15 protein-coding genes are annotated in these 18,662 nt (G+C 24.4%); 14 read left to right on the plus strand and 1 reads right to left on the minus strand.

The window, feature by feature from the left end; genetic code table 11:
* Nucleotides 1-62 precede the first annotated feature (62 nt).
* Nucleotides 63-1,979 carry a molecular chaperone DnaK gene (gene dnaK, locus AB4W62_RS00685; protein ID WP_367680034.1) on the minus strand — a complete coding sequence of 639 codons (1,917 nt, stop codon included), beginning with the start codon at nucleotides 1,977-1,979 and terminating at the stop codon, nucleotides 63-65.
* 426 nt (nucleotides 1,980-2,405) lie between these two features.
* Here dnaK and AB4W62_RS00690 point away from each other — a divergent pair, with 426 nt between their 5' ends.
* From AB4W62_RS00690 to folC, 14 genes are all read left to right on the plus strand, one after another.
* Nucleotides 2,406-2,777, plus strand: coding sequence for an NADH-quinone oxidoreductase subunit A (locus AB4W62_RS00690; protein WP_367680035.1), 372 nt, complete (start codon nucleotides 2,406-2,408; stop codon nucleotides 2,775-2,777).
* A 104-nt stretch (nucleotides 2,778-2,881) separates the two neighbouring features.
* Nucleotides 2,882-3,499 carry an NADH-quinone oxidoreductase subunit B gene (locus AB4W62_RS00695; protein WP_367680036.1) on the plus strand — a complete coding sequence of 206 codons (618 nt, stop codon included), beginning with the start codon at nucleotides 2,882-2,884 and terminating at the stop codon, nucleotides 3,497-3,499.
* Between the two features lie 88 nt (nucleotides 3,500-3,587).
* Nucleotides 3,588-5,384, plus strand: coding sequence for an NADH-quinone oxidoreductase subunit C/D (gene nuoC / locus AB4W62_RS00700; RefSeq protein ID WP_367680037.1), 1,797 nt, complete (start codon nucleotides 3,588-3,590; stop codon nucleotides 5,382-5,384).
* Nucleotides 5,385-5,387: 3 nt separating this feature from the next.
* Nucleotides 5,388-5,876, plus strand: a complete 489-nt coding sequence (gene nuoE, locus AB4W62_RS00705; protein ID WP_367680038.1) for an NADH-quinone oxidoreductase subunit NuoE — start codon at nucleotides 5,388-5,390, stop codon at nucleotides 5,874-5,876.
* Nucleotides 5,873-7,153 (plus strand): NADH-quinone oxidoreductase subunit NuoF, encoded by a 1,281-nt coding sequence (gene nuoF / locus AB4W62_RS00710; RefSeq protein WP_367680039.1) that lies wholly within the window; start codon nucleotides 5,873-5,875, stop codon nucleotides 7,151-7,153. The genes nuoE and nuoF overlap by 4 nt, the downstream gene beginning before the upstream one ends.
* Before the next feature lie 155 nt (nucleotides 7,154-7,308).
* Nucleotides 7,309-10,026, plus strand: coding sequence for an NADH-quinone oxidoreductase subunit NuoG (gene nuoG, locus AB4W62_RS00715; RefSeq protein ID WP_367680040.1), 2,718 nt, complete (start codon nucleotides 7,309-7,311; stop codon nucleotides 10,024-10,026).
* Between the two features lie 35 nt (nucleotides 10,027-10,061).
* Nucleotides 10,062-10,988: an NADH-quinone oxidoreductase subunit NuoH gene (gene nuoH / locus AB4W62_RS00720; RefSeq protein ID WP_367680041.1), complete on the plus strand. Its 927-nt coding sequence runs from the start codon at nucleotides 10,062-10,064 to the stop codon at nucleotides 10,986-10,988.
* A gap of 32 nt (nucleotides 10,989-11,020) precedes the next feature.
* Nucleotides 11,021-11,560 (plus strand): NADH-quinone oxidoreductase subunit NuoI, encoded by a 540-nt coding sequence (gene nuoI, locus AB4W62_RS00725; RefSeq protein ID WP_367680042.1) that lies wholly within the window; start codon nucleotides 11,021-11,023, stop codon nucleotides 11,558-11,560.
* A 24-nt stretch (nucleotides 11,561-11,584) separates the two neighbouring features.
* Entirely contained in the window at nucleotides 11,585-12,091 is a 507-nt protein-coding gene (locus tag AB4W62_RS00730) for an NADH-quinone oxidoreductase subunit J (RefSeq protein ID WP_367680043.1), read from the plus strand.
* A 44-nt stretch (nucleotides 12,092-12,135) separates the two neighbouring features.
* A complete protein-coding gene (gene nuoK / locus AB4W62_RS00735) occupies nucleotides 12,136-12,438 on the plus strand; it encodes an NADH-quinone oxidoreductase subunit NuoK (protein ID WP_367680044.1) in 303 nt (100 codons plus the stop codon).
* Nucleotides 12,435-14,270, plus strand: a complete 1,836-nt coding sequence (gene nuoL, locus AB4W62_RS00740; protein ID WP_367680045.1) for an NADH-quinone oxidoreductase subunit L — start codon at nucleotides 12,435-12,437, stop codon at nucleotides 14,268-14,270. Before nuoK ends, nuoL begins: the two co-directional genes overlap by 4 nt.
* A gap of 79 nt (nucleotides 14,271-14,349) precedes the next feature.
* On the plus strand, nucleotides 14,350-15,846 hold the full coding sequence (locus tag AB4W62_RS00745) for a NuoM family protein (RefSeq protein ID WP_367680046.1): 1,497 nt from the start codon (nucleotides 14,350-14,352) through the stop codon (nucleotides 15,844-15,846).
* Nucleotides 15,847-15,894: 48 nt separating this feature from the next.
* The gene (locus AB4W62_RS00750) at nucleotides 15,895-17,355 is read left to right on the plus strand and encodes an NADH-quinone oxidoreductase subunit N (RefSeq protein ID WP_367680047.1); all 1,461 of its coding nucleotides are present in this window, start codon (nucleotides 15,895-15,897) and stop codon (nucleotides 17,353-17,355) included.
* Nucleotides 17,356-17,376: 21 nt separating this feature from the next.
* Nucleotides 17,377-18,651, plus strand: a complete 1,275-nt coding sequence (folC, locus tag AB4W62_RS00755) for a bifunctional tetrahydrofolate synthase/dihydrofolate synthase (protein ID WP_367680048.1) — start codon at nucleotides 17,377-17,379, stop codon at nucleotides 18,649-18,651.
* The last annotated feature ends 11 nt before the right edge of the window (nucleotides 18,652-18,662 follow it).

Raw genomic sequence — 18,662 nt, forward strand, 5'->3', positions numbered from 1 at the left:
GCCCGTGCTGGGTATCGATTAATTAATTTTAATTATGCTTTATTTGATATTTTCAAAAAATATTATTTTTTAGGATCTTTTACTTCTTCAAACTCTGCATCGACAATATCGGGTTCTTTTTCTTTTTTTGATTGACCTTTTTCTTCTTGTTTAATAGGATTAGATTTTTTTGATTCATATTCTGATAATTTAGCAGATATTTTAAGCAAGTGTTGAATTTTATTTTCAATATCACTTTTATCTTCTCCTTTTAAAGAAAGATCTAAATCATCAATCGCTGACTTAATAGCTTGTTTTTCTTTTGAATCTATTTCATTTTTATATTCTTCTAATTTCTTTTTAGTACTATGAGAAATTTGATCCCCTTGATTTCTCGTTTGTATTAAACTTTCAAATTTTTGATCTGCTTCTGCGTTAGCTTCAGCATCAGAAATCATTTTTTTAATTTCATTTTCATTTAACCCAGAAGATGCTTTTATAGTAATTTTTTGTTCTTTTCCTGTTTTTTTGTCTTTTGCAGATACATGTAAGATTCCATCAGCGTCAATATCAAAAGTAACTTCAATTTGAGGAATACCTCTAGGAGCAGCTTCAATTCCATCTAAATTGAATTGTCCTAATGATTTGTTAGCAGAAGCTTGTTTTCGTTCACCTTGTAAAACATGTATTGTGACTGCAGATTGATTATCTTCGGCAGTAGAAAAAACCTGGCTATGTTTTGTTGGAATAGTTGTATTTTTATTAATTAATGAAGTCATTACTCCACCCATTGTTTCTATTCCTAAAGATAATGGAGTAACATCTAATAATAAAACATCTTTTACGTCCCCTGATAGAACCCCACCTTGTACAGCAGCCCCAACAGCAACAGCTTCATCTGGATTAACATCTTTTCTAGGTTCTTTTCCAAAAAATTCAGCAACTTTTTTCTGAACCATAGGCATTCTAGTTTGCCCGCCGACTAAAATAACATCATTAATCTTTTCGGCTGTTAAATTAGCATCTTTTAAAGCCATTTTTAATGGTTTTATTGATCTTACTATCAAGTCTTCCACTAAAGATTCTAATTTAGAACGAGTTACTTTTATGTTCAAATGTTTCGGACCATTTGCATCTGCAGTAATATAAGGAAGATTAACTTCTGTTTGTTTAGCAGAAGATAGTTCTATTTTTGCTTTCTCTGCTGTTTCCTTTAATCTTTGCATAGCCAATGAATCATTTCGTAAGTCTATTCCTTGTTCTTTTTTAAAAATATCAACTAAATAATTAATAAGTCGATTATCAAAATCTTCTCCGCCTAAATGGGTATCTCCGTTTGTTGCGAGTACTTCAAAAGTTTTTTCTTTATCAACATCATCTATTTCGATTATAGAAATATCAAATGTTCCACCACCTAGATCATATACGGCTATAATTCTATTTCCCTTTCCTTTATCTAGACCATAAGCTAATGCAGCAGCAGTTGGTTCGTTAATAATTCGTTTTACTTCTAAACCTGCAATTTTCCCAGCATCTTTAGTTGCTTGTCTTTGAGCATCGTTAAAATAAGCTGGTACAGTAATAACTGCTTTAGTTATTGATTCCCCTAAGTAATCTTCTGCTGTTTTCTTCATTTTTTTTAGAACTTCAGCAGATATTTGAGGTGGAGCCATTTTTTTATTTTTGACATCTAGCCAAGCGTCGCCGTTATTTGATTGTATAATCTTATAAGGCATTATTTTAATATCTTTTTGTACTTCATTGTCTTTAAATTTTCTTCCAATTAATCTTTTTATTGCAAATAATGTATTTTTAGGATTAGTTATTGCTTGCCTTTTAGCAGGTTGCCCAACTAATATTTCTCCTTCTTTAGTATAAGCTATTATTGAAGGAGTGGTTCGATCTCCTTCAGAATTTTCTAATACCCTTGCTTGTTTCCCATCCATTATAGCAACACAAGAGTTAGTTGTTCCTAAATCTATTCCTATAATTTTACTCATTTTTAAATCTCTCCTAAATTTAATTCATTTATAAAATAATAACATGAAATTATTCAATGGTTAGAAAAATAACAAGTTAACTAACTAACTTTTTTTAGTATAGAAATACTAGTAATGATAATACGGTTTTTTAAAAAGTAGAATATTTATATTGTTTAATAGTAAATACATGGGGTCTATTTAGATCTGATCAAGGGTAAAGAAAGAAAATATTATTTTAATTTAATAAAAAATTTTTTAAAAAAATAATTTTTTTAATAAAATTCAAATTTTTTCTCAATATTTTTTAATATAATGTAAGTTTAAATAAATTTAAAAAAAAATGTTTTTATATCTAATAAAAATATTTTCTTTTTTAAAATCAATGATTTTTTAAAATCAGTGTTATTATTCTTTAACATATAAATTTATTTATTTAACGTAAAAATGTCTAATTCAATATTTTTTTCTGATTTGTTTCTATTTTTTATTTTTATTTTTTTAGCCTTTTTTATTTGTTTTTTTATTTTATCTATTAGTTTCATTTTAGGAGAAAGAAAATTTTGCAAGAATAAAAATCTTCCCTTTGAGTCTGGTGTTGACTCTATTGGTAATACCTCAATAAAATTTTCAGTTAAATTTTATTTGATAGGAATTATTTTTGTAATATTTGATATTGAGGCATTATATATATATATATGGTCAGTCAATGCAATAAAAATAGGAATTTTTGGATTATTAGAAATATTTTCGTTTATTTTGATGCTTTTATTTTCTCTTTTTTATGTAATAAATAAGAAAGTATTAGATAGAATATAGATATTTTTTTATAGATAGTAGATATATTTATCATTTCAATAAAGTTTATTATATTATTTAAATAATATAAATTTGCTTAATTAAAAAAATTAAAAGGTATTTTTATGAAATATGTTTTAACAAAAGCAATAAATATGAATTCAACAAATTTGTTAAATAAGAAAGAACAGAATTTTTCTAAAATTAAACAATATTTAAACGAAAATGTTTTTTTAGGAAAATTAAAAACAGTAGTTCGTAAATTAGTTAATTGGGGAAGAAAAAATTCTCTTTGGCCTTATAATTTCGGACTATCTTGCTGTTATGTAGAAATGGTAACTGCTTTTACATCAGTTCATGATGTAGCTAGGTTTGGTTCGGAAGTATTAAGAGCGTCGCCTCGACAAGCAGATTTTATAGTCATAGCAGGTACTCCTTTTATTAAAATGGTTCCTGTTATTAAAAGATTATACGATCAGATGTTAGAACCTAAGTGGGTTATTTCTATGGGAGCATGTGCTAATTCAGGAGGAATGTATGATATTTATTCAGTAGTTCAAGGAGTGGATAAATTTTTACCAGTAGATGTTTATATCCCCGGTTGCCCTCCTCGCCCAGAAGCATATTTACAAGCGTTAATGTTATTACAGAAGTCCATTGATAAAGAAAATCGTCCTTTATCATGGATAGTTGAAGATAAAAAAATATATAGAAATAATAAAAATTATTATAAAAAAACATAAATATTGTACAAGATAATAATTTTTTTATTTTATATTTGAAAAAAATATACTTGAAAAGTATGTTCATATTAAAAATAATAAATTGTTCATGAGAAATATAATGATCAGCAATCCTACTACAAAATTTAAAAATACAAAAAATTATTATAATTTAATCATAAAAAAATTATACGAGAATTTTAGTCCCGAAATTTTCATACCTCAATTAACTTTAATTGATTTTCCAGTCTTTTGGATAAAACAAAAAGATTTATTAAATATAGCTTCTTATCTTTCTAACTTAATTGATCCATATATAACGCTATTAGATTTACATGGTATAGATGAAAGATTACGAAAAAATCGAAATAATATGCCCATTATGGATTTTTCAGTATTTTATCATTTTATTTCGTTTGAAAAAAATGTAGATATTTTAATTAAAGTTCCTTTAATTGAAGAAAAATTATCAGTTCCTTCATTAACTAAGTTATTTATTAATGCTAATTGGTATGAAAGAGAAACATGGGAAATGTTTGGAATTAATTTTGAAAATCATCCTAATTTAACAAGAATACTTATGCCTATTACTTGGAAAGGGCATCCTTTAAGAAAAGATTATCCAGCAAGAGCTACAGAATTTAAAAGTTATTATTTGACAGAAGAAAAGGAAGAAAAAGAATCAAAAGCATTACGATTTTCTCCAGAATTTTGGGGAATGAAAAGAAAAAATAGTCGTTCAGATTTTATGTTTTTAAATCTTGGTCCAAATCATCCATCTTCTCATGGAGCTTTTCGAATAGTTTTGCAGTTAGACGGAGAAGAAATTATTGATTGTGTGCCGGATATAGGATACCACCATCGTGGAGCAGAAAAAATGGCTGAACGTCAAACATGGCATAGTTTTATACCTTACACAGATAGAATTGAATATTTAGGGGGATGTGTCAATGAAATGCCTTATATTTTAGCAGTAGAAAAATTAGCAGATATTCAAGTTCCAAAAAGAGTAAAGTTTATTCGAGTAATGTTGTCAGAATTATTTAGGATAAATAGTCATTTATTATATATTTCTACTTTTATTCAAGATGTAGGTTCTATGACTCCTGTTTTTCTTGCTTTTACCGATCGACAAAAAATTTATGATATTATTGAAAAAATTACAGGTGCTAGAATGCATCCAGCTTGGTTTAGAATAGGAGGTGTTGCTTCTGATCTTCCTAAAGGATGGGAGAAATTACTTAAAAAATTTCTTATTTGGTTACCTAAAAGATTGAAATTTTATTTAAATATGGCATTAAAAAATTCTATTTTAATAAATCGTTCAAAAGGAATTGCTTCTTATAATAAAACGGAAGCTTTAAATTGGGGGGTCACTGGTGCAGGGTTACGAGCTACAGGAATAGATTTTGATATTCGAAAAAAAAGACCTTATTCAGGTTATGAAGATTTTGATTTTGAAATACCAATAGGAAATGGAATTAGTGATTGCTATTCTAGAGTTATGTTAAAAATGGAAGAAATTTTTCAAAGTTTACGTATATTACAACAATGTTTAGATAATATGCCATCTGGACCATTTAAAGCAGATCATCCTTTAACCACTCCTCCTATTAAAAAAAATACTCTTAAAGATATTGAGTCGATGATTACACATTTTTTGCAAATGTCATGGGGACCAATTATGCCTCCTAATGAAAGTTTTCAAATGATAGAAGCAACTAAAGGTATAAATAGTTATTATTTAATTAGCGATGGCGGTACGATGAGTTATCGAACGAGAATTCGAACACCTAGCTTTGCACATTTACAACAGATACCTTCTGTTATCAGGGGAAGTTTGTTGTCAGATTTAATTACATATTTAGGAAGTATTGATTTTGTTATGTCGGACGTGGATCGATAAAAAATGAAAAAACAATATATTAATTTTGAATTAACTGTGGAAGAACAAGAGAAAATAGAAGAGGAAAAAAAACGTTATAAATATCCTCATGCAGTAGTAATAGAAGCATTAAAAATAGTACAAAAAAAAAGAAAGTGGGTGTCTAAAAATGTTATAAATGCTATTTCAGAAATTTTAAATATTTCTTCTGTGCATATAGAAGAAGTGGCTACTTTTTATAGTCAAATCTTTCTTGAACCAGTAGGAAGAAATATTATTCGCTATTGTGATAGTGTCGTTTGTTATGTTGTAGGATATAAAAAAATATTGATAGTATTAGAGAAATATTTAAAAATTAAATCAGGAGAAACAACACCAGACAATAAATTTACATTATTACCAATTTGTTGTTTAGGATGTTGCGATAAAGCACCAACTATGATGATTAATGAAGATACATATTTTAACTTATCCGAGAAAAATATTCTTTCTATACTGGAAACTTATTCATGAATAACAAATTTCTGAAAGCAGAGAGTCATCCTTTAACATGGAGATTAAATAAAAATAACAATCCTATTTGGATCGAGGAATATAAATTAAAAAATGGATATGCGGCATTAACAAAAAGTTTAATAGAAATGTCTCCCCAAAAAATAATAGATGAAGTCAAGAAGTCCGAATTAAAGGGAAGAGGAGGTGCTGGATTTAATACAGGAATAAAATGGAATATGGTTGCAAAATCTCAAGTTTCAAAAACAAAATATTTAGTTTGTAATGCTGATGAAATGGAACCTGGAACATTTAAAGATCGTTTGTTAATGGAAAAAATTCCACATCAGTTAATTGAAGGAATAATAATAGCAGCTTTTGCTTTACAAGTACATTGCGCTTATATTTTTTTACGAGGAGAATATATTCAAGCATATAAAAATTTAAAAAGATCTATTTTTGAAGCTTATCAAATGGGTTATTTAGGAAAAAATATTTTAAAAACAAGTTTTAACTTAGATATTTTTATACATACTGGTGCTGGACGTTATATTTGCGGTGAAGAAACGGCATTATTAAATTCTTTAGAAGGAAAAAGAGCAAATCCTAGATTTAAACCTCCCTTTCCTGTTGAAATTGGTTTATGGGGGAAACCAACATGCGTTAATAATGTAGAAACATTATCAAATGTACCAGCTATTATATCAAATGGGTTTCTTTGGTACAAAACATTATCAAAAAGTATAGATACCGGGACAAAAATGATGGGATTTTCAGGAAATGTAAATACTCCAGGAGTTTGGGAACTTCCATTTGGAACTACAGCTAGAGAAATATTAGAGGATTACGCAAATGGAATGAAACCTGGTTTTTCATTAAAAGCATGGCAACCAGGAGGAGCAGGAACTGATTTTTTAACTTTAGAACATATTGATATTCCAATGGATTTTGAAAATGTTAGAAAAGCAGGAAGTAGATTAGGTACTGCTGTAGCTATGGCGGTGGATAATTTTGTAAATATAGTTTCATTAGTCCATAACATTGAAAAATTTTTTTCTAGAGAGTCTTGTGGATGGTGTACACCTTGTAGAGAAGGTTTGCCTTGGATAGTAAAAATTTTAAAATCATTAGTACAGAAAAAGGGAAAACAAGGAGATATTGAATTGTTGGAGGAACTTAGTAAAAATTTAGAATTTGGAAAAACTTTTTGTGCTCATGCACCAGGAGCTATGGAACCCTTAGTAAGTGCTATTAAATATTTTCGAATTGAATTTGAACAAGGTATTAGATTTAAATGATTAAAATTTTTATTTTTTTTGAATTTTTAAAAAATAAGGCTATTAATTGAAAAAATTTAAAATTTTATTTCTTTTTTTTATTAAAAATTAAAGAATTTATGTTTTATATATATAATAGTAAAATATTCTATGTATTAGATAGGTTGGAAATACTTATGTTTAAACTTCGTATAGATAATGTACAATATTTTGTAAAAAAATCTGCTAATGTTTTAGAAGCCTGTTTATCTGTAGGAGTGGATATACCTTATTTTTGCTGGCATCCTATGCTAGGTAGTATAGGAGCATGTAGACAATGTGCAATTAAACAATATAGTAGTGATATTGATAAAACGGGGAAAATAGTCATGTCTTGTATGACCCCGTTAAATGAAAAAACAATTATTTCTATTCAAGACGATGAAGTTAAAAGATTTAGAAAGCAAATAATTGAGTTTTTGATGATTAATCATCCTCATGATTGTCCCATTTGTGAAGAAGCAGGAAGTTGTCATTTACAAGATATGACTGTTATGACGCAACATAATTTACGTCGATATAGATATGAAAAAAAGACACATATAAATCAGTATTTAGGACCTTTTATACAACATGAGATGAATAGATGTATAAAATGTTATCGTTGTGTTAGATATTATCAGGATTATTTAGATGGAACTGATTTAGGTGTATTCGGAAGTGCGGATAACATTTATTTTGGACGTTTAGAAGAGGGTATGCTTGATAACGAACATTCTGGAAATTTAGTAGAAATTTGTCCTACAGGTGTTTTTACTGATAAAATATATTCTAAAAATTATAGTAGAAAATGGGACATGCAATATGCTCCTAGCGTTTGTCAATATTGTAGTATAGGATGCAATACTATAATAGGAGAACGTTTTGGAGAGATAAGAAAAGTAGAAAATAGATATAATAAAGTAATAAATCATCATTTAATATGCGATCTAGGTCGTTTTGGATTTGGTTATTCTAACTTAGAAAGTAGACCTAAATATTTAAAGGAAAAAATAAAAGAAAAGTTTATTCATTTAAATAAAAAAAGTTTTTTAAAAAAAATAAAAAAAATTTTTAATGATTCGAGTCAAATTATTGGAATTGGTTCTTCAAGAGCTAGTGTAGAAAGTAATTTCACATTACGAGAATTAGTAGGTAAAGAAAATTTTTCTGTAGGAGTATCAAGAAATGAAAAAAAATTACTAAATTTTATTTTTAATTTAACAAAAAAAAGAAATTTTTCTATCCCTTCACTATCAGAAATAGAAAATTGTGATGCTATTTTAGTGTTAGGTGAAGATTTAACTCAGATTTCTCCTCGAATGGCATTAGCGGTAAGACAAGCAGTTAAAAAAAGATATAAAAAAATAGCAAAAAAATTAAAAATTCCATTGTGGAATAAAAAAGCAATTTTAAATATTTCTCAAAATAAAAAAAATAAATTATTTATAACAAGTTTAGATACAACAAAATTAGATGATATTTCTTCATGGAATTATTATGCTTCTTATGAAAAACAAGCAGAATTTTCTTTTTTATTAGCGAAAAAAATAAGATATTTTTCTGTTTCTAATAAAAAAGTAAATCATTTTTTTGAAGAAAAAATTTCTTTAATTGCTAAAACTTTACTAAATGCAAAGAGACCATTAATTATTACAGGTTCTCATTCCGGTAGTTTATCACTTATTAAAGCAGCTTCTAATATTGTTCAAGCAATAAGAAAATATAATGAAAATGTTAATTTAATATTATTAACTCCGAATTCTAATAGTTTAGGAGTAGCATGTTTAGGTGGAATTTCAATTGATTCTGCTTTAGAGCGAGTTATTTTAAAAAAAAATAGTTCTTTAATAATTTTAGAAAATGATTTATATCGACATGTGCCAAGATCTAAAATTAATGAAATGTTAAAATCTGTAAAGAATGTTATTACATTAGATCATATTCCTACTTTGACTATTAAAAATAGTACTTTAATCGCACCATGTACAAATTTTTTTGAAAGTTCTGGAACAATTATTAATTATGAAAGTCGAGCACAAAGATTTTTCAAAGCTTACGATCCTAATTATTACAAAAAAGATTATTACGTGTTAGAAAGTTGGAGATGGTTAACTTTATTTAAAAATATTATTTTAGATAAAAAAGATAAAAATTTTTTCTTTGATAGTATAGTTAATAATTGTAGTATTAAAATTCCAGAATTTAAAAAAATTAATTTGATCTCTCCTAATTCGAATTTTCGGATTTTTGGACAAAAAATAGCACGTTCTCCTAACAGATATAGTGGAAGAACAGCTATTTTTTCAGATAAAAATGTTCATGAGTGTCAACAACCAGAAGATAGAGATACAATGTTTTCATTTTCTATGGAAGGAAATCAACCTTTTAATCGACAAGATACATCATATATTCCGTTTGTTTGGTTTCCAGGATGGAACTCTTCTCAAGCATGGAATAAAATTAAAACTGAAAAAAAAGATATGTCTTCTTGTAATCTACATTTATTTCCAAAGAATATTCACAATAAAATTCCTTTTTTTAAAAATAATGAAATTATTAATAACATAAATGCAAATTGGAAAATTGCACCATATTATTCCTTATATGGAAGTGAAGAAGTAACTCAAAAAAATCCAATTTTATTAAAATTAATAGAGCCTATTTATATTAAGATCAATAAATTAGAAGCTATGGATTTGGGTTTAAAGGAAAATAGTACTGTTACATTTTTTTATTTAGAAGAAAAATTTACTTTCAAAGTAAAATTTTCTATTTTTTTAGATAAAAAAATACTTGCTTTACCTATAGGATTTCCTAATGTTCCTCTTTTTCTTTCTGGAGAAAGTATTAAAAATTTAAAAATAGAAAAATAATATATCTATTTAAATAAGTAAATAGGAATTTTTTCATGTTTAAAACTATAATTTTATTATTATTAATAATTTTATTCGCTGCTACATTAAGTGTAATAGAGAGAAGATTATTAGGATTATTTCAAAATCGTTATGGTCCAAATCGAGTAGGATGGCAAGGATCTCTTCAGTTATTAGCGGATATGATTAAAATTTTTTTTAAAGAAGATTGGATTCCACCTTTTAGTAAAAAAATAACATTTGTATTAGCTCCTATTATTTCATTTTCTTCTTTATTAATAATTGCACCTATTATACCTATTAGTAAAAAATTACTATTTGTAAATATTAATATTGGTATCTTATTTTTTTTAATGATGGCTAGTTTATCAATTTATGCTATATTGCTTGCCGGATGGTCAAGCAATAATAAATATGCTTTATTAGGTGCTTTACGTGCTGCTGCTCAAACTTTAAGTTATGAGATTTTTTTAGGATTATCCTTAATGGGTATTGTTATTCGTGCTGAATCTTTTAATTTATCTGATATTTTAAGTAATCAAAGACATTTATGGAATATAATTCCTCAATTTTTTGCTTTTATAACTTTTTTTATATCTAGTTTAGGAATTTCTCATAGACATCCATTAGATCAACCCGAATCCGAACAAGAATTGGCTGATGGTTATCATATTGAATATTCAGGAATGAAATTCGGACTATTTTTTATAGGAGAATATGTTTCAGTAATAATATTATCCGCTTTAATGACTATATTGTTTTTAGGAGGATTTTATGGTCCTTTTTTTGATTCTGTAATATGGTTTTTGATTAAAATGATTACTTTAATATTTATTTTTATTTTGATACGTGCTTCTTTACCGCGTCCTAGATATAATCAAATGATTGCTTTTAGTTGGAAATATTGTTTTCCAATTACTTTATTAAATGCATTTTTTACAGCCGTATGGTTAATATGTTAATTAATTATTAAAATGTAAGGTTTAATATAATTATGAAAACAAGTATAAAAAATATTTATAGTCAGTTTAGAAGTATTTGGATGGTTTTAAAAAATATTTTTTCTAAACGAGAAACAAAATTATATCCTGAAGAAAAAGTGAATTTATCTTTTCGTTATAGAGGGAAAATAGTTCTTACAAAGACAAAAAAAGGGGAAGAAAGATGTGTAGCATGTAATTTATGTTCTGCTGTTTGTCCAGTTGATTGTATTTCCTTACAAAAAAAAATTAATAAAAAGAATAAACGTTGGTTCGCAAAGTTTTTTCGAATCAATTTTTCTAGGTGTATTTTTTGTGGATTATGTGAAGAAGCTTGTCCAACTGCAGCTATTCAATTAACCCCGGATTTTGAATTAGGAGAATTTAAACGCCATGATTTAATTTATGAAAAGGAAGATTTGTTAATATCCGGTTCTGGAAAGTATCCTGATTACGATTTTTATAATTATACTGGTGTAGCTATTAAAGGAAAAAATAAAGGAGAGCTTATAAATGAAGCTAAACCGATTAATAGAACTACTTTACTTCCTTAATATTGTAAATAGAGAGTACGTTACATGGAACTAATATTTTTTTATTGTTTTGGAATTTTTTCTATAATATCAACTTTATTGTTAATTTTTCAAAAAAATGCAATGTATGCACTATTCTATTTAATTATTTCTATTTTATCTATTTCAGGAGTTTTTTTTTCTCTAGGTGCTTATTTTTCGGCAGCATTAGAAATTATTATTTATGCTGGTGCTATTATGGTTCTTTTTATTTTTGTAATTATGATGCTAAATCAAAGAAGTATTTTAAATATTAAAAAAAAAAGAAATATGACAGAATTAATAGGACTATTTTTTTTATTTTTTGTATTATTTAAAATAATGTTTGATTTAAATAATATTTTTTTTGAAAAAAAAATATGTTTTGAAGTCATCAGTACAAGAATCACGGGAATTAAATTGTATAATTCATATGGAATAATAATAGAATTAATTTCTTTTCTTTTATTATCTGTACTTCTTACTATTTTTCATTTTGGAAAAAATTATTATAGATCAAAAGATCATAAATAATTTTAAACTAAAAATGTATTTAAATTAATAAAAAAGGATTATTTATGATTCCTATGTCGCATGGTTTAATATTTTCTTTTTTGTTGTTTTTCTTAGGAGTTTGTTCTCTTATTTTTCGAAAAAATTTTTTGTTTATATTAATATCTTTAGAAATAATAGTAAATTCTATTACAATGATTTTTATTGTTGCAAGCAGCTATTGGCATCAAGTAGAAGGCCAAATTATGTATATTTTTTTAATTACTGTAGCTGCCGCAGAAGTTAGTATAGGTTTAGCTTTATTATTACGTTTATATAAATATTCTAAAGAATTAGATACTGATAGATTAAGTGAGATAAATCAATGAGTATAAACATTATATGTTCTATATTTTTGATTCCGTTTATAGGATTTTTTTTATTAACATTTTTTCCTAAAAAATTTTTGAATATTTATTCTTTTTTAATAGGAAGTGGATCGATTGGATGTTCGTTTTTAGTTACTCTATACATGAGTTTTATTTTTTTTCTTGGAGAAAAAAAAGAGGAAGTAAAACATTTATGGACAATTATTTCCTTAAAAAATTTTATTATTGATATAAATTTAATTATAGATAAGTTATCAATAACAATGTTAATTATGGTTTTAGGAGTAGGTTTACTGATACATATATTTAGTGTTTGGTACATGAGTTTTGAAAAAAATAATTTTCGCTTCTTTTCTTATACTAATTTATTCATTTTTAGCATGTGTTTATTAGTATTATCAGGAAATTTAATTCTTATGTATATGGGATGGGAATTGGTAGGAATTTGTTCATATTTTCTTATAGGCTATTATTTTAATAATATAAAAAATATTCAATCAGCAATGAAATCATTTATTACTACTCGATTCGGAGATATTTTTTTATTACTTGCTATAATTATGGTTTATTCCCAATTTGGAACATTTGATTTTCAAAAAATTAATTATTTATTAAAAAATAATTTATTTTCTCAACATTCATTAGAATTTATTGCTTTATTTTTTTTGTTAGGAACAATTGGAAAATCAGCACAAATCCCCTTGCATATTTGGTTACCAGATGCTATGAAAGGTCCTGCTCCCGTATCAGCGTTAATACATGCGGCTACTATGGTAACAGCAGGAGTATATTTAATTCTAAGAATGCATTATTTATTTTTTTTAACACCTAAAATTTTATTCTTTTCAGGGATTATAGGGTCGATAACTTTGTTATTGGGAAGTGTGCTAGCTATGTTTCAAACAGATATAAAAAAAATATTAGCTTATTCAACAATAAGTCAATTAGGATACATGTTTGTTGCTATTAGCATAAATGCTTGGAATATTGTGATTATTCATTTAGTAACACATTCTATTTTTAAAGCTTTATTATTTCTTTCAGCTGGTTCTTTAACTATCGCTTCAAAAAATGAACAAAATATATTTAAGATTCCTGGATTTAGAAAAAGTTTACCAATTACTTATTGGAGCTTTATTATCGGAGGGTTATCTCTACTTTCTTTTCCAATTATTACATCCGGATTTTATAGTAAAGAACTAATTATTTTATATTTATTTTATAATGGATCTTTTATATTTTTTGTTTCCAGTTTAATAGGAGTTTTGTTAACATCGATTTATATTTCTAGATTAATTTTTATAGTTTTTTTTAATAAAAAAAATATAAGTAAAAAATTTTCTTTTAATTTTTTTAAAAAAATACCTTTAATAATATTAGCATTATTTTCTACATACATAGGTCATTTGTTATTAATTCCTTTATCAGAATTATTCATACAAATAAATTATTTAGGAAAGAACAAATATTTATTAGAGTTATTAAGTAGTATAATGATATTTTTGGGTTTATTTATATCGTATTTTAAATTTTATTTAAAGAAAAATTTTTTCTCCTTTTTATATAAAAATATTTATTATTTAAATTTTTTTAGTTTTATTTCAAAATTTTTAAATTTTAATTTTATATATAATATTTTTATTATTCGTTTATATTTACTTGTTATTAAATTGACTTCGAAAGATCCATTAAAAAAAAGCATTAATTTTTTCGAAGTTTTAATTGTAAATATAAATAAAATATTATTTTTAAATTCAGATACTTATTTGCATCGATATATATCATCTATTATTATAGGATTATCAATGATATTTTTGTTTTCAACAATATAAAAAAATTTTATTAAATTTAAATGTTTTAAAACAATTAACTTATTAAATAATATTTTTATAAAATAGGATTATAATACAAATGTTACTCTTTTTATTAATTATAATTCCCTTATTAGGAGGGTTTTTAAGTTGGATATCAGAATATTATGATATTAAGTATCCTCGTTGGATTGCTTTAATAACAGTGAGTATTGTATTGATAATATCGTTATATATATGGATATGTAAATTTTATAATTTTTTTGACCAACCTTCTTATTCACATTGGATAATTGAATTTGTATATCCTTGGATACCTAGATTCGGAATATTTTTTCATTTAGCTATGGATGGTTTTTCATTATTAATGGTTATTTTAAGCTTAGTGTTAAGTACTGTATCGGTATTATGTTCATGGAATTTATATCAACGACGTTATCAAGGAATATTTTATCTTTCATTATTACATATTTTATCGGCAACATTAGGTATTTTTTTATCTATTGATTTATTTTTATTTTTTTGTTTTTGGGAAGTTGTATTAATTCCAATTTATTTATTAATTATATTTTTTGATAGTGAAGATCATGAAAAAAATATCAGAATTAGTTCTGCTAATACTTTTTTTATGTATTCTCAATTATCAAGTTTTATAATGTTAATTGCTATTATTGGATTATCTGTTTTATATTATTTAAAATTTAATCTTTGGACATTTGATTATAATTTACTAATTAGACTTTATAACCAAAATACAAATTTTTCTATTTTAGAGTATATTTTAATGATTGGATTTTTTATTGGATTTGCAATAAAAATTCCAATAGTACCTTTTCACGGTTGGTTGCCTAATACTCATCGATATTTACCCATAGAGGGTTCTATTGATATAGTTGCGTTTTTGTTAAAAACTGGAATTTATGGAATTTTAAGATTTATAATTCCATTTTTTCCTAATGCATCGCATAGTTTTTCTAATTTTTTTATTTTTTTAGGAATTATAAATTTTTTATATGGAGCTTTTCTTGCATTTTCACAGAAAGATTTAAAAAATTTAATTTCATATGGATCTATATCTCATGTAGGTATAATTTTAGTAGCAATTTATACTTATAATGAAATTTCTTATCAAGGAGCAATTTTGTATATAATTTCTCATGCATTGTCTACATCAGCTTTATTTATTATATCCGGTTGGTTAAAAAAATATTTTAATACTAGAAATATATATAAAATAAATGGTTTGTTAGAAAAATTTGATTGGTTACCAGGTTTTTTTTTATTTTTTTGCTTATCTAGTATAGGGTTACCAGGAACAGGTTCTTTTATTGGAGAACTTATGATGTTAATAGGTATATTTGATAAAAGTCCAATATTTTTTGGAATCTTAGTTATTGGTTTAATATGTTCTATATCATATACATTAAAAATGATGCAAAATATTTGCTATGGCAATTATAATAAAACATCTAAAAATATGTCTATTTCTACTATTGATATTTTAGTAATGTTAATTATTTTAATTTCGTTATTTTTTGTAGGATTAAACTCAAAAATTATTTTAGATACTTTATATTTAACCAAACCACTTATTTAACATTCTTTAAAAAAATTTTTGTTTTTCTAAAAGGTATAATTTCTAATTATGATAGTTTCTAAACAATTTATTGGTTTATTACCATTATTAATTTTAATGTTAAATAGTATTTTTTTATTTATTTTTATATCATTTAAAAAAGATTTAAATTTAATAAAAAACTTAAGTATAATAGGATTTTTATTATCCTTTATATCTTTATTTTTAATAAAAAATAATATTCCTATAAATATAGGGACAATATTATCTATTAATTTTTTTTCTATTTTATATTTTAGTATTTTTTTATTAGTAGGATTATGTTCTTCTATATTTTTTTCAGACCATAAAAAAAAATGTGTTAAAAATCCAGAAAACTTTTATTTATTAATAAATTTATCGATTATAGGATCTATGTTTGCAATTATCTCAAATCATATGATTTCTATGTTTGTAGGTATGGAATTAATGTCGTTACCAATGTTAGCTTTATCTGGTTATTTTATAAATGAAAAAACATCAATTGAAAGTGCTTTAAAATATTTAGTTTTGTCTACATTATCTTCTTGTTTTTTATTGTTTGGAATGGCATTAATTTATTGTTTTTCTGGTCATTTAAACTTTTTTTATTTTAATGAATTATCCATTTTTAATTTTTATCATAATAATAAAGTTATATTGTTTTCTTGGTGTTTTATATTAACTGGATTTGGTATTAAAACAGCTATTTTTCCATTTCATTTATGGAGTCCAAATATTTATAAAGGAATTTCTTTTCCTTCATTATTATTTTTTTCTACTATTAGTAAAATAGTACTATTTATTATATTAATCAATTTTTCTATGTTTTTTCCTAAAAAGTTTTTTTATGATTTATTTTTAATAATACAAATTTTTTCATTTTTTTCAATAGTATTAGGAAGTATAATGGCATTATTTGAAAAAAATATTAGAAAATTAATAGCATATTCTTCTATAGCATATTTTGGTTCTTTATTAATTACTATTATTACAGTTTTCAATAGCAAGTATGCTCTAATAGCTTTTGGAATTAATATTATTAATTATATATTTTCTAATATAGTTTTTTTAGGAGCTTTAAACATTATTTCAGCTATTGATAAAAATCATTATCATAATAATAATTTTTTTTATAAAGGTTTATTTTGGAGAAATCCAATACTTGCTATGTTAATAACAGTTTCAATTTTTTCTTTTTCAGGCATTCCTTTTACAATAGGATTTTTTGGTAAATTTTATTTATTTTTACTTATAATACAACAAAAGTTGTGGTTAATAGGCTTAAGTTTACTTTTAGGAAGTACATTAGGAATGTTCTATTATTTACGAATTTTAGTGAATATTTTTTCTAAAAAAAATATTTTTAATGAAACTTTTTTATTAAGTAAAAGTAGTATTTCTAATACTTGGATGTTTACATTTTCGGGGATTTTAATTTTAACATTAACTATTATGATTTTATTTTTTGGGATTTATCCAAATTTTTTAATTAATATTCTTTCAATATAAATTTTTTTAAAAATATAAAATATGCTAAAGAAAATAACATATAAAAAAAAATTATCTTTTTTTGAATGGCTGAAATATCTAAAATTTTTCAAAAGAAAAAGTTACTTTGATTTAAAAAATGTAATAAACATAGCTAAAAAGTTAGGTTTATTACATTGTTTTTCTTTTTCCTTTGTTGTTGCGGGGACTAATGGAAAAGGAAGTGTTTGCTATATTTTAGAAAAAATTTTATTAAATTCTAATTATAAAGTTGGCTTATATACTTCCCCTCATTTAATTAGTCATTTAGAACGTATTCGTATTAACGGAAATTTTTTAAATGAAAAATGGCATATTTTAGCGTTTGAAAAAATTGAAATGATCAGAAAAAATAATAAAATTAGTTATTTTGATTTTATAACATTATCCGCTTTATTTTTATTTAAATACTTTAAAGTTGATGTCATTATTCTTGAAGCAGGTTTAGGAGGTAGATTAGACGCTACTAATATTATTCCTAATGATATCAGCATTATTACTAATATTGATTTTGATCACAAAGAAATATTAGGCTATACTCGGTTTAAAATAGGCTATGAAAAAGCGGGAATATTTAAAAAAAATAAAATAGCAATAGTAGGAGAAGAAAAAGATATTCCAAATAGTATAAATTTACTTGCAAAAAAAAGAAATACCTTATTAAAAAAAGTTAATTTTGAATGGTTTTATCAAAAGAGAGAAAAAAGTTGGAATTTTATCAGTGAAAAATGGAAGTTTTATAATTTAAAATATTCAAATATTTCATTAATAAATATTTCAATAGCTTTTTCTGCATTATCAGAATCTAATTTAAATATAAATATTGATTTTTTAAAAAAAAAATTATTTCCTATTAATATTCCAGGTCGTTTTTCTATAATTCAAAAAAAACCTTGTGTGATTTTAGATGTTGCTCATAATTCACATGCTGCTTTATGTTTATCTAAAAAAATAAGAAAATCTTTAAAAAAATATTCAAAAATATATGCTGTAGTCGGAATTTTAGAAAAAAAAGATATAATCGGAATTATTTCAAATTTTTTAGGAATAGTTAATAAGTGGAATTTTTCTTTATTAAATCAAAATAAAGAAACATTTAAAACGTGTATAAATAGTATCCTATCCATTCAAGATTATGAAATTTTTGATACTACTTACGATTCTTGGAAAAAAGCATATTATTTAGCATCTAAAAAAGATTTAATATTAGTATTTGGTTCGTTTATAACAGTATCTGAAGTTATAAAAATTTTGAATATAAATATACAAAAAATTTAAATAAGGAAACA

This window comes from Buchnera aphidicola (Mindarus abietinus), from assembly GCF_964059085.1.
GTDB classification, from domain to species: domain Bacteria; phylum Pseudomonadota; class Gammaproteobacteria; order Enterobacterales; family Enterobacteriaceae; genus Buchnera_A; species Buchnera_A aphidicola_C.

What these genes read in the sequence shown, in the direction of transcription:
- dnaK (WP_367680034.1), bottom strand. Translation starts at nt 1,979, where the DNA reads ATGAGTAAAATTATAGGAATAGATTTAGGAACAACTAACTCTTGTGTT.
- AB4W62_RS00690 (WP_367680035.1), top strand. Translation starts at nt 2,406, where the DNA reads ATGTCTAATTCAATATTTTTTTCTGATTTGTTTCTATTTTTTATTTTT.
- AB4W62_RS00695 (WP_367680036.1), top strand. Translation starts at nt 2,882, where the DNA reads ATGAAATATGTTTTAACAAAAGCAATAAATATGAATTCAACAAATTTG.
- nuoC (WP_367680037.1), top strand. Translation starts at nt 3,588, where the DNA reads ATGAGAAATATAATGATCAGCAATCCTACTACAAAATTTAAAAATACA.
- nuoE (WP_367680038.1), top strand. Translation starts at nt 5,388, where the DNA reads ATGAAAAAACAATATATTAATTTTGAATTAACTGTGGAAGAACAAGAG.
- nuoF (WP_367680039.1), top strand. Translation starts at nt 5,873, where the DNA reads ATGAATAACAAATTTCTGAAAGCAGAGAGTCATCCTTTAACATGGAGA.
- nuoG (WP_367680040.1), top strand. Translation starts at nt 7,309, where the DNA reads ATGTTTAAACTTCGTATAGATAATGTACAATATTTTGTAAAAAAATCT.
- nuoH (WP_367680041.1), top strand. Translation starts at nt 10,062, where the DNA reads ATGTTTAAAACTATAATTTTATTATTATTAATAATTTTATTCGCTGCT.
- nuoI (WP_367680042.1), top strand. Translation starts at nt 11,021, where the DNA reads ATGAAAACAAGTATAAAAAATATTTATAGTCAGTTTAGAAGTATTTGG.
- AB4W62_RS00730 (WP_367680043.1), top strand. Translation starts at nt 11,585, where the DNA reads ATGGAACTAATATTTTTTTATTGTTTTGGAATTTTTTCTATAATATCA.
- nuoK (WP_367680044.1), top strand. Translation starts at nt 12,136, where the DNA reads ATGATTCCTATGTCGCATGGTTTAATATTTTCTTTTTTGTTGTTTTTC.
- nuoL (WP_367680045.1), top strand. Translation starts at nt 12,435, where the DNA reads ATGAGTATAAACATTATATGTTCTATATTTTTGATTCCGTTTATAGGA.
- AB4W62_RS00745 (WP_367680046.1), top strand. Translation starts at nt 14,350, where the DNA reads ATGTTACTCTTTTTATTAATTATAATTCCCTTATTAGGAGGGTTTTTA.
- AB4W62_RS00750 (WP_367680047.1), top strand. Translation starts at nt 15,895, where the DNA reads ATGATAGTTTCTAAACAATTTATTGGTTTATTACCATTATTAATTTTA.
- folC (WP_367680048.1), top strand. Translation starts at nt 17,377, where the DNA reads ATGCTAAAGAAAATAACATATAAAAAAAAATTATCTTTTTTTGAATGG.